At 57.8% G+C, this 10,743-nt stretch carries 9 protein-coding genes and 1 tRNA gene; 9 read left to right on the top strand and 1 reads right to left on the bottom strand.

What is annotated here, in order from left to right; all coding sequences use genetic code 11:
* Window positions 1–54 precede the first annotated feature (54 nt).
* The 8 genes from AC3ZVB_RS09445 to ychF all read left to right on the top strand — a co-directional run bounded on the left by AC3ZVB_RS09445 (window position 55) and on the right by ychF (window position 6,971).
* On the top strand, window positions 55–1,779 hold the full coding sequence (locus tag AC3ZVB_RS09445; RefSeq protein WP_194692743.1) for a tetratricopeptide repeat protein: 1,725 nt from the start codon (window positions 55–57) through the stop codon (window positions 1,777–1,779).
* A gap of 4 nt (window positions 1,780–1,783) precedes the next feature.
* Window positions 1,784–2,401, top strand: a complete 618-nt coding sequence (gene lolB, locus AC3ZVB_RS09440) for a lipoprotein insertase outer membrane protein LolB (RefSeq protein ID WP_490146370.1) — start codon at window positions 1,784–1,786, stop codon at window positions 2,399–2,401.
* Window positions 2,402–2,403: 2 nt separating this feature from the next.
* A complete protein-coding gene (ispE, locus tag AC3ZVB_RS09435) occupies window positions 2,404–3,255 on the top strand; it encodes a 4-(cytidine 5'-diphospho)-2-C-methyl-D-erythritol kinase (protein ID WP_490146444.1) in 852 nt (283 codons plus the stop codon).
* A gap of 36 nt (window positions 3,256–3,291) precedes the next feature.
* Window positions 3,292–3,366: transfer RNA gene (locus tag AC3ZVB_RS09430), tRNA-Gln, on the top strand.
* A gap of 45 nt (window positions 3,367–3,411) precedes the next feature.
* The gene (locus tag AC3ZVB_RS09425; RefSeq protein ID WP_003208392.1) at window positions 3,412–4,353 is read left to right on the top strand and encodes a ribose-phosphate pyrophosphokinase; all 942 of its coding nucleotides are present in this window, start codon (window positions 3,412–3,414) and stop codon (window positions 4,351–4,353) included.
* 141 nt (window positions 4,354–4,494) lie between these two features.
* Window positions 4,495–5,097 (top strand): 50S ribosomal protein L25/general stress protein Ctc, encoded by a 603-nt coding sequence (locus tag AC3ZVB_RS09420; RefSeq protein ID WP_162439688.1) that lies wholly within the window; start codon window positions 4,495–4,497, stop codon window positions 5,095–5,097.
* A gap of 166 nt (window positions 5,098–5,263) precedes the next feature.
* On the top strand, window positions 5,264–5,848 hold the full coding sequence (gene pth, locus AC3ZVB_RS09415; RefSeq protein WP_008037207.1) for an aminoacyl-tRNA hydrolase: 585 nt from the start codon (window positions 5,264–5,266) through the stop codon (window positions 5,846–5,848).
* 22 nt (window positions 5,849–5,870) lie between these two features.
* Window positions 5,871–6,971 (top strand): redox-regulated ATPase YchF, encoded by a 1,101-nt coding sequence (ychF, locus tag AC3ZVB_RS09410; RefSeq protein ID WP_162439689.1) that lies wholly within the window; start codon window positions 5,871–5,873, stop codon window positions 6,969–6,971.
* A gap of 84 nt (window positions 6,972–7,055) precedes the next feature.
* Here ychF and AC3ZVB_RS09405 read toward each other — a convergent pair whose 3' ends face one another.
* Complete coding sequence (locus tag AC3ZVB_RS09405; protein ID WP_490146369.1) at window positions 7,056–8,273, bottom strand: MFS transporter; 1,218 nt, start codon at window positions 8,271–8,273, stop codon at window positions 7,056–7,058.
* Window positions 8,274–8,457: 184 nt separating this feature from the next.
* On the opposite strand from AC3ZVB_RS09405, the gene AC3ZVB_RS09400 reads away from it, so the two are divergent.
* A complete protein-coding gene (locus AC3ZVB_RS09400) occupies window positions 8,458–10,653 on the top strand; it encodes a methyl-accepting chemotaxis protein (RefSeq protein ID WP_490146368.1) in 2,196 nt (731 codons plus the stop codon).
* Window positions 10,654–10,743: the final 90 nt, after the last annotated feature.

Here is a 10,743-nt window from a genome sequence, read left to right as displayed (position 1 = left end):
GCCGAAGGCTTGTGTCATGATGATCTGACCGCAGGTTAGTCGTCCTCTTCCTATATGAATAGATCTTCCGCGTTGCTCCTCGCTTTTGTCTTCCTCAGCGGCTGCCAGGCCATGGCACCCGTTTCGTCGGACGGTACGCCGCCGACTGAAGACAGCACCCCCGCCCCTGAAAAACCCAAGGTCTATGGCTCGTTCAGCGAAGAAACCGTCTTCAGCCTGTTGAGTGCGGAACTGGCTGGCCAGCGCAATCGTTTCGACATTGCCCTGGACAACTACGTGACCCAGGCCATCAACACTCAGGATCCGGGAATTTCCGAGCGGGCATTCCGTATTGCCGAGTATCTGGGCGCTGATCAGGCGGCGCTGGACACTGCACTCATCTGGGCAAAAAACGCCCCGGATGACCTCGAAGCGCAACGGGCCGCCGCAGTGCAACTGGCTCGCGCCGGGCGCTACGACGACTCCATGGTCTATATGGAGAAGGTCCTGCAGGGCAAAGGCGACACGCATTTCGACTTCCTCGCCTTGTCCGCGGCCGACACGGACCAGGACACCCGCGATGGTTTGATGAAAAGTTTCGATCGTTTGTTGCAGCGTCATCCCAACAACGGCCAGCTGATTTTCGGCAAGGCCTTGCTGTTGCAACAGGACGGCGATGCCAAGGGCGCATTGGCCCTGCTCGAAGACAATCCACCGGAAGATGGCGAGATAGCCCCGATTCTGCTGCGGGCACGCTTGCTGCAATCTCTCGATCGTGGCGATGAAGCCTTGCCGCTGCTGCAAAAAAGCATCAAGAAGTACCCGGACGACAAACGCCTGCGCCTGACTTACGCACGAATGCTGGTTGAACAGGACCGCATGGAAGACGCCAAAGTCGAGTTTTCGAGCCTGGTCCAGCAGTACCCCGAAGACGATGAACTGCGCTATTCCCTGGCGTTGGTGTGCCTGGAAGCCAAGGCCTGGGAAGAGGCCAAAGGTTATCTTGAGGACTTGATTGCCCGGGACAGCCACGTCGATTCGGCGCACCTGAACCTTGGGCGCATCGCTGAAGAGCGCAACGATCCACAGGGTGCACTGATCGAATACGCACAAGTGGGCCCGGGTAATGATTACCTGCCGGCGCAATTGCGTCAGGCCGACATCCTCATGAACAACGGCAAGACGGCTGAAGCTCAAAGTCGCCTGGCAGCCCAGCGTGACGAGCAGCCGGACTACGCGATTCAGTTGTACCTGATCGAAGCGGAGACCCTGTCCGCCAACAAACAACCGGACAAGGCGTGGGCCGTGTTGCAGAAAGCCTTGCAGCAATACCCGGACGATCTGAATCTGCTGTACACCCGCGCCATGCAGGCGGAAAAGCGTAATGACCTGGCGCAGATGGAGAAAGACCTGCGGCTGATCATCAAACGCGACCCGGACAATGCAATGGCGTTGAACGCCCTCGGCTACACCCTGTCTGACCGTACAACGCGCTACACCGAAGCCAAGGCCCTGATTGAACAGGCGCACCAGATCAATCCGGATGACCCGGCAGTGCTCGACAGCCTCGGCTGGGTGAACTTCCGACTGGGCAACCTCGATGAAGCCGAGCGCTATTTGCGTCAGGCACTGGAGCGCTTCCCCGATCAGGAAGTCGCAGCTCACCTTGGCGAAGTCCTGTGGGCCAATGGCAAGCAACGGGAAGCGAAGCAAATCTGGGGCAAGTTCCTCAAGGAACAGCCCGACAGCCCAATTCTGCGCGGTACCATCAAGCGCCTGACCGGATCAGAGACTCTTTAAGATTATGTTTTTGCGCCATTTCATTGTTTTCAGTTTTATCGCCCTGCTCGCCGGTTGCGCGGGTTTCGGCGCCCGCGAGTCGGTCGAGGGTCACGGCAACACCGCCCAATGGCGTGAACACAAACAGCAATTGACTGGCCTTGATGGCTGGCAGATCAATGGCAAGATCGGCATTCGCGCGCCTAAAGATTCGGGCAGCGGCACCCTGTTTTGGCTACAGCGTCAGGATTATTACGACATTCGCCTCTCCGGCCCCTTGGGTCGCGGCGCGGCTCGCTTGACGGGTCGCCCCGGAAAAGTCTCGCTGGAAGTTGCTAATCAGGGCCGCTACGAAGCGCCGAACCCGGAAATCCTGCTGGAAGAACAGCTGGGCTGGAAGCTGCCGGTGTCCAATCTGGCCTGGTGGGTCCGCGGGCTCCCCGCACCTGATAGTAAAAGCCGTTTGACCCTGGACGCGGACAGCCGCCTGGCCAATCTGGAACAGGATGGCTGGCAGGTGGAATATTTGAGCTACGCGGAACAAAACGGCTTTTGGCTGCCTGAGCGCATCAAGCTGCACGGCACCGACCTTGACGTCACGCTGGTGATCAAGGAATGGCAGCCACGCAAATTGGGGCAGTGAACATGACTGCTCCGCGCTTGACGCTGCCCTCCCCCGCCGAACTCAACCTGATGCTGCACATCCTCGGTCGCCGTGAAGACGGCTATCACGAGCTGCAGACTATTTTTCAGTTTCTCGATTACGGCGATGAGATCACCTTCGCCGTGCGCGACGATGGCGTGATTCGACTGCACACCGAATTCGATGGCGTCCCCCATGACAGCAACCTGATCGTCAGGGCCGCGAAAAAACTTCAGGAGCAATCGGGTTGCTCGCTTGGCATCGACATCTGGATCGAAAAAATTCTGCCCATGGGTGGCGGCATCGGTGGCGGCAGCTCCAATGCCGCGACGACACTGCTCGGCTTGAACCATCTCTGGCAACTGGGTTGGGACGAGGATCGGTTGGCTGTACTGGGTCTTACGCTGGGCGCTGATGTCCCGGTTTTCGTGCGCGGTCACGCGGCTTTTGCCGAAGGCGTGGGCGAGAAACTGACCCCTGTAGACCCCGAAGAACCGTGGTATCTAGTGCTGGTGCCGCAAGTATCTGTAAGTACAGCAGAAATTTTTTCAGATCCGCTGTTGACACGTAACACTCCTCCCATTAAAGTGCGCCCCGTTCCCAAGGGAAACAGTCGAAATGACTGCTTACCGGTGGTAGCAAGGCGTTATCCAGATGTACGTAACGCATTGAATTTGTTAGGTAAATTTACCGAAGCAAAACTCACCGGAACTGGAAGTTGTGTGTTTGGGGGCTTCCCAAGCAAAGCTGAAGCTGATAAAGTCTCGGCCCTTCTTACAGAGACCCTTACAGGGTTTGTAGCGAAAGGAAGCAACGTTTCGATGTTGCATCGCAAGCTGCAAAGTCTGCTCTAAAGGAATCGAGTACTGGGTACTCGTTGCAACAGATACAGGGGCGTCGCCAAGCGGTAAGGCAGCAGGTTTTGATCCTGCCATGCGTTGGTTCGAATCCAGCCGCCCCTGCCATTTTCTATACTCATCCAGGTTACCCTCAGCCTCTAGGTACTGCGCGTGTCCAAGATGATGGTCTTTACGGGGAACGCTAACCCCGATCTGGCTCGACGTGTCGTACGTCAGCTGCATATCCCTCTCGGTGACATCTCTGTCGGCAAGTTTTCCGACGGCGAAATTACAGCCGAGATCAATGAAAACGTCCGCGGTAAAGATGTTTTCATTATTCAGCCGACTTGCGCTCCGACCAACGATAACCTGATGGAACTGGTAGTGATGGCTGATGCCTTCCGCCGCTCCTCGGCTACTCGTATCACTGCTGTAATTCCTTACTTTGGTTATGCCCGTCAGGATCGCCGTCCGCGTTCCGCACGTGTGGCTATCAGCGCGAAAGTCGTCGCTGACATGCTTACCGTAGTCGGCATCGATCGTGTTCTCACGGTTGATTTGCATGCTGACCAAATCCAGGGTTTCTTCGATATTCCGGTAGATAACATCTACGGCTCCCCGGTACTGGTGGATGACATTGAAGATCAGCGCTTCGAAAACCTGATGATTGTATCCCCGGACATTGGTGGCGTCGTGCGTGCACGTGCCGTTGCCAAATCCCTGGGTGTTGATCTCGGGATCATCGACAAACGCCGTGAGAAAGCCAATCACTCTGAAGTGATGCATATCATCGGTGATGTCGAAGGGCGTACCTGTATTCTGGTCGATGACATGGTCGATACCGCCGGCACTCTGTGCCACGCGGCCAAGGCCTTGAAAGAGCATGGCGCTGCCAAGGTTTTCGCCTACTGCACACACCCTGTGCTGTCCGGTCGGGCGATCGAAAACATTGAAAATTCCATGCTGGACGAACTGGTGGTGACCAACACCATCCCGTTGTCCGCTGCTGCTCAAGCCTGCTCGCGTATCCGTCAACTGGATATCGCGCCGGTAGTTGCCGAAGCGGTCCGCCGCATCAGCAATGAAGAATCGATCAGCGCGATGTTCCGCTAAGGGCCCTGCCCTTCTCGAATGTCTCGTTGACGAAAAGCGCCCCGCCCCGGCATTCCTGTCGGGGCGGGGCTTTTTTGCCCATATCGCCTTTAGCGCTGGTCGCAAACGCTGGGGCGAATGTGGTTATTTTGGAGATACAACATGAACGATTTTACTCTGAATGCTGAAGTGCGTTCCGACCTGGGGAAAGGTGCGAGCCGCCGCCTGCGTCGTCTCGCAAGCCTGGTACCTGCTGTAGTTTACGGTGGCGAAAAAGCCCCTGAATCCATCAGCATGCTGGCTAAAGAAGTTGCCAAACTGCTCGAAAACGAAGCGGCTTACAGCCACATCATCGAGCTGAACGTTGGCGGCACCAAGCAAAACGTAATCATCAAAGCTCTGCAGCGTCACCCGGCCAAAGGCCACGTGTTGCATGCTGACTTCGTACGCGTTGTAGCTGGCCAGAAACTGACCGCTATCGTGCCTGTACACTTTGTTGGTGAAGAAGCTCCGATCAAGAAAGGCGGCGAAGTTTCGCACGTTGTTTCGGAAATCGAAGTGACCTGCCTGCCAAAAGACCTGCCTGAATTCATCGAAGTCGATCTGGCTGACGCCGAAATCGGTTCGATCATTCACCTGTCTGACCTCAAAGCCCCTAAAGGCGTTGAGTTTGTTGCTCTGGCACACGGTGATGACAAGGCAGTTGCCAACGTTCACGCCCCACGTGTTGCTCCAGAAGCTACTGAAGAAGGCGAAGCAGAGTAATTTCACTCTGTTCGCCGGAGTGACCGGTAACATCGCGGACTAGTACGTAGCGAGAAAGCGGGCGAGAACGCGGAGTTTACATAATGGTAAATGAGCACTTGTCGTCCACTTTCGCCGCACATGCTTGCGGCGATGTTAACCACCACTCCAAGGAAGGGCCCCTATCGTGACTGCCATCAAACTGATCGTTGGCCTGGGAAATCCAGGCGCTGAATACGAACAGACCCGGCATAACGCAGGGGCCCTTTTTGTTGAGCGCATCGCGAACGCACAAGGCGTAAATCTTGTGGCGGATCGCAAATATTTCGGCCTGACCGGACGCTATTCGCATCAGGGTCAGGATGTTCGCCTGCTGATTCCCACCACCTACATGAACCGCAGCGGCCAGGCCGTCGCGGCACTCGCTGGATTCTTCCGCATCAAGCCTGAAGAAATCCTGGTGGCGCATGACGAACTGGATCTGCCTCCGGGCGTTGCCAAACTCAAACAGGGCGGCGGCCACGGCGGTCACAACGGGTTGCGCGACATCATTGCGCAACTGGGCAATCAGAATACCTTTTACCGCTTGCGGCTTGGCATTGGCCACCCAGGCGTTGCCAGTATGGTTTCAAATTTCGTCCTGGGTCGTGCGCCACGCGCCGAACAGGAAAAACTCGATGCCAGCATCGACTTTGCCCTCGGCGTGCTGCCGGATATCCTCGCCGGTGAATGGAACCGCGCGATGAAAAACCTGCACAGCCAAAAGGCCTGACTCTTATCCGAGGGGAAACACCATGGGATTCAATTGCGGCATCGTCGGCCTGCCTAACGTCGGCAAGTCCACCCTGTTCAACGCCTTGACCAAATCCGGGATCGCGGCCGAGAACTTCCCCTTCTGCACCATCGAGCCGAACACCGGTATCGTGCCGATGCCGGATGCACGACTGGAAGCCCTGGCTGCCATCGTCAATCCAAAGCGCATCCTGCCGACCACCATGGAATTCGTCGACATCGCAGGCCTGGTTGCCGGCGCCTCGAAAGGTGAAGGCCTGGGTAACAAGTTCCTCGCCAACATCCGCGAGACCGATGCCATCGCTCACGTGGTCCGCTGCTTCGAAGACGAGAACGTGATCCACGTCTCCAACAGCGTCGACCCGAAACGCGACATCGAAATCATCGACCTGGAACTGATCTTCGCCGACCTCGACAGCTGCGAGAAGCAACTGCAGAAAGTCGCGCGCAACGCCAAGGGTGGTGACAAGGACGCGGTAGTTCAGAAAGGCCTGTTGGAGCAATTGATCGCTCACTTCACGCTCGGCAAGCCAGCGCGCACGCTGATGAAGAACATGGGTGCCGACGACAAAGCGGTAATTCGTGGTTTCCACCTGCTGACCACCAAGCCGGTCATGTACATCGCCAACGTCGCTGAAGACGGTTTCGAGAACAACCCTCTGCTGGACATCGTCAAGGCCATCGCTGAAGAAGAAGGCGCCATGGTGGTTCCGGTCTGCAACAAGATCGAAGCTGAAATTGCCGAGCTGGAAGACGGCGAAGAGAAAGACATGTTCCTCGAAGCCCTGGGCCTTGAAGAGCCAGGCTTGAATCGCGTTATTCGCGCCGGTTACGAAATGCTGCACCTGCAGACTTATTTCACTGCCGGTGTAGAAGAAGTTCGCGCCTGGACTGTCCGCGTCGGTGCTACTGCGCCACAAGCCGCAGGCGTAATCCACACCGACTTCGAAAAAGGCTTCATCCGCGCCGAAGTCATCGCCTATGACGACTTCATTCAGTACAAGGGCGAAGCCGGCGCCAAAGAAGCGGGCAAATGGCGTCTGGAAGGCAAGGATTACATCGTTAAAGACGGCGACGTGATGCACTTCCGCTTCAACGTCTGAGTTTGTTCGGGATGTAGCACCCGCCCAATAAAAAGCCGCGTTTGATACGCGGCTTTTTTGTGCCCGTGATTCGGGTAGGAGTGTTCAGCCCTTTTTGGTTCTCGGCAGGAAGATTGCCAGCACACCAAACAACGGCAGGAACGAGCACAGGAAGTACACGTACTCGATGCCGTGTATGTCCGCCAAATGCCCCAGCAGCGCCGCACCAATCCCGCCAAAACCGAACATCAGCCCGAAGAACACACCGGCGATCATTCCGACATTGCCAGGTACCAGCTCCTGCGCATACACGACGATGGCCGAGAATGCCGACGCCAGGATGAAACCGATCACCACGCTCAGGATGCTGGTCCAGAACAGATCGACGTGAGGCAGCAGCAAGGTAAACGGCGCGACGCCAAGGATCGAAAACCAGATCACCGCTTTACGCCCGATCTTGTCGCCAATCGGCCCGCCAAAGAACGTCCCCGCCGCCACCGCGCCCAGAAACAGGAACAAATGCAGCTGCGAACTGGCCACCGAGAGATCGAATTTCTCGATCAGGTAAAAGGTGAAGTAGCTGGTAAGACTGGACATGTAGAAGTACTTGGAAAACACCAGCAGCCCGAGGACCACCAGCGCGCTGGTGACTCTTCCCTTCGACAAACCATGGGTGGCTGCCTGACCCTGTTTGAGCTTGAACAAGCTCAAGTGGTTGGCGTACCAACGGCTGATCCGATAGAGCACGAACAGCGCAAACACCGCGAACAGTCCGAACCAGGCGACGTAGCCTTGACCGAACGGAATGATGATCGCCGCAGCCAGCAAAGGACCGAAGGCCGAGCCCGCATTACCGCCCACCTGGAAAGTCGATTGTGCCAACCCGAAACGCCCGCCAGAGGCCAGGCGCGCAACGCGAGAAGCTTCCGGGTGAAAGGTCGAAGAACCGATACCAATCAGCCCCGCCGCCAGCAGAATCATCGGAAAGCTGCCGACCACGGACATCATCAGGATGCCAATCAACGTGCACACGGTCCCGGCCGGCAGTAGCCAGGGTTTGGGATGGCGATCAGTGTGATATCCGACCCACGGTTGCAGCAGCGAGGCGGTCAGCTGAAAAGTCAGGGTAATCAGTCCGACTTGCGTAAAGGTCAAACCGTAGTTGGCTTTGAGCATCGGATAGATCGACGGTAGAACCGACTGAATCAGGTCGTTGATCAAATGCGCCAGCGCCACCGCGCCGATGATGCGCATGACCAATGGGCTGCTTTGCGGGGTCGCTGATGCCGGCGGGGTGCCGGTCTGGGCATTGCTGATAGCCATAAGGGTTTCCGTACTACAAATGGGTGCAAACAGGCAGGTGCGCCAATGTGCCATTTTTCAGTGCGTCCGCGCCATCCCCTTAGCCTGCTAACGACCTTAAATAGAAAGTAATAGCGCATCGCCATGGTCTGAATCTTGCGTTAACCAACCCCATCAACGCGGCCTCTTACAAAGGGGACCGAGAATGGGAAGTTTCGCTACAGAGTCGGCCTACAGAGCTGGCGAGGGTGGACTTTCGAGGCCTTTAAAAGGGGCACAAGTCGCGACCCCAGCGGTCTCGACGCACGCCAATAGTGCGTGGTGCCCAGGGGAGTCATGGGGCATGCAGGCATTTTTATCACCGGGGATCGGTTTGCTGGGGCGGTTTGGCTTCGCACGCAAATTTCAGCTGTTGTTTTTGCTGTTTATTTTGCCCCTGGCGGGCAGCCTGTGGATGATCGGGCTGGATTATCGCGACAAATTGAGCCTGATTTCTGGTGAACGCGCCGGGGTTCGTCAATTGCTCGCACTGGATACGCTGGACAATCTGCTGGCCGCCCAACGCGATCGCGCAGCCCGTTGGCGCGCCACGGAAACCAATCGCCAGCCGACCCCGGCGACGCTCGCTGCCGTGGCCGGGTTTGACGCGGCTCAACCGGCAGTCAGCCAAGCGGCCTCGGAGTTGGGGAGCGCGCTGAAGGCCGAAGGTGCCAAGGACGAGACCCAAGCCCGGTATCAAGCGCTGCAAGCCGCACTTAACGGCCTGGACTCGAAAAGCCTGAGCAGCGTCGGCTGGTGGCCGGACGGTTATGACCGCTTCACCAACGCCCTGAGCGCCTTGCAGGCTCTGCGCGAACAGATCGCCATGGACACCCGCCTGACGCTCGCTCCCTGGCTGGAAACCTATCTGCTCACGCAGATCTCCACCCAGCACGCACCGGACCTGATCGAACGGATCGGTCGCCTTGCCAGCGTCGGCCAGGCGTCAGTGGTCTCCGGGCAGTTCACCCTGCAAAGCCGTCTGCAACTGCGCGACTTGCGCAGCCGCATCGGCGACGCCCATGAGCAACTGGTCAAGACCGCAAGCCTGCTGGAGGCGCGCCTGCCCAGTGCCTCGCAGAATTGGGCTGGGCAATACCATGACAGCCTCAAGCATCTGGATACCACGTTGAAGGTGCTCGATGACGGCGTGTTCGGTGGCAGCATCACCCTCAAGCCGGAAGACTTCGAGCGCAACCTGGATGCCTTGCTTGCCGATCTCGCCGCGCTGCGCCAACAGTCACTGCTGACGCTGGATCAACGGCTGGACGACTACCATGGCTCGGCGATTCGCCAGTTCATTGTGGTGGCTACGATCCTCGGCTGCTTGCTGTTGGCAGCGCTGTATCTGTTCGTCTGCCTGCAGGCCTCGATCCGTCGAAGCACCAGCGGTATCACCCTGTTGGCCGAAGCGTTGCGTGATGGCAACTTGAGCCTGCAGGTGCCGGTGCAAGGTCGCGACGAACTCGCGGCCATCAGCACCGCGCTCAACGTCGCGGTGGTGCAGTTGCGCAACAGCCTGCTGGGGGTCGATCACGAAACCTTGCAACTGGGCAACACGGTGCGAATGCTTAATCAACATTCCAGCGGAGCCTTGGGCGAAGTCGAAGCGCAACAACTGCAGATCAGCCAGATCGCCGCCGCCGCCACGCAATTGGCCGCCACCTCGCAAGGCGTCGCCCAGAGTTGCGAACAGGCGTCCGGCAGCGCCCAGCACACGCAGCGCATTGCCGCCGACAGCAGCCGGGACAGCCAACGCACCACGGCGAGCATCCAGCAACTCAATCAGCGCTTGAGCGACACTGCCGCAGCCCTCGGTCGGGTCAGCGAGCAAGGGCAGCAGATCCAGCTGGTGGTGGACACCATTCGCGGCGTCGCCGAACAGACCAATCTGCTGGCACTCAACGCCGCCATCGAAGCGGCGCGTGCCGGTGACCAGGGTCGCGGTTTTGCAGTCGTAGCCGATGAGGTACGCAGCCTGTCAAAACGCACTCAATCATCAACCGCGCAGATCGCCAACACGGTCGACAGCCTGCGCAACACGGTGAATGAAGCGGTGAGTCTGATGGAAGCGGCGTGCAGCCAGGCCCAGAGTGATGCGCAATCGGTCACCGGTCTGGGCGAACGTCTTGGAGAAATCGCCCAAGCCGTCCAGGGTGTAACCGACACACTGGCGCAAATCGCAACCGCAGTGGAAGAACAGGCCAGCACCGCCGATGAAGTCAGCGGCAACATTCAGCAGGTTGATCAGGCGGCAGTCAGGTTGCTTGAAGGCGCACGAGCCGTGAACCTCGCGGCGGACACCTTGAGTCAAGGCAGCAAGGCATTGAGTGCCAATACAGGGAGATTTCAGCTCGGTTGATGCCCTCCCCCGGTCCGATTTTACGGGCCAGGAGGATAAGCGGTTGAAAGCGTAGAGAAATATTTTGTATTTACGCTTGACGCATCCCCA

This window comes from Pseudomonas sp. MDV22-iso1, assembly GCF_058145095.1.
The sequence above is the reverse complement of the archived record's forward strand: the minus strand, read 5'-3'. Positions and strand labels throughout refer to the sequence as shown.

Coding starts and splice junctions, on each gene's coding strand:
- AC3ZVB_RS09400 (WP_490146368.1), top strand. CDS start 8,458: ATGGGAAGTTTCGCTACAGAGTCGGCCTACAGAGCTGGCGAGGGTGGA.
- lolB (WP_490146370.1), top strand. CDS start 1,784: ATGTTTTTGCGCCATTTCATTGTTTTCAGTTTTATCGCCCTGCTCGCC.
- AC3ZVB_RS09405 (WP_490146369.1), bottom strand. CDS start 8,273: ATGGCTATCAGCAATGCCCAGACCGGCACCCCGCCGGCATCAGCGACC.
- AC3ZVB_RS09420 (WP_162439688.1), top strand. CDS start 4,495: ATGAACGATTTTACTCTGAATGCTGAAGTGCGTTCCGACCTGGGGAAA.
- ychF (WP_162439689.1), top strand. CDS start 5,871: ATGGGATTCAATTGCGGCATCGTCGGCCTGCCTAACGTCGGCAAGTCC.
- AC3ZVB_RS09445 (WP_194692743.1), top strand. CDS start 55: ATGAATAGATCTTCCGCGTTGCTCCTCGCTTTTGTCTTCCTCAGCGGC.
- ispE (WP_490146444.1), top strand. CDS start 2,404: ATGACTGCTCCGCGCTTGACGCTGCCCTCCCCCGCCGAACTCAACCTG.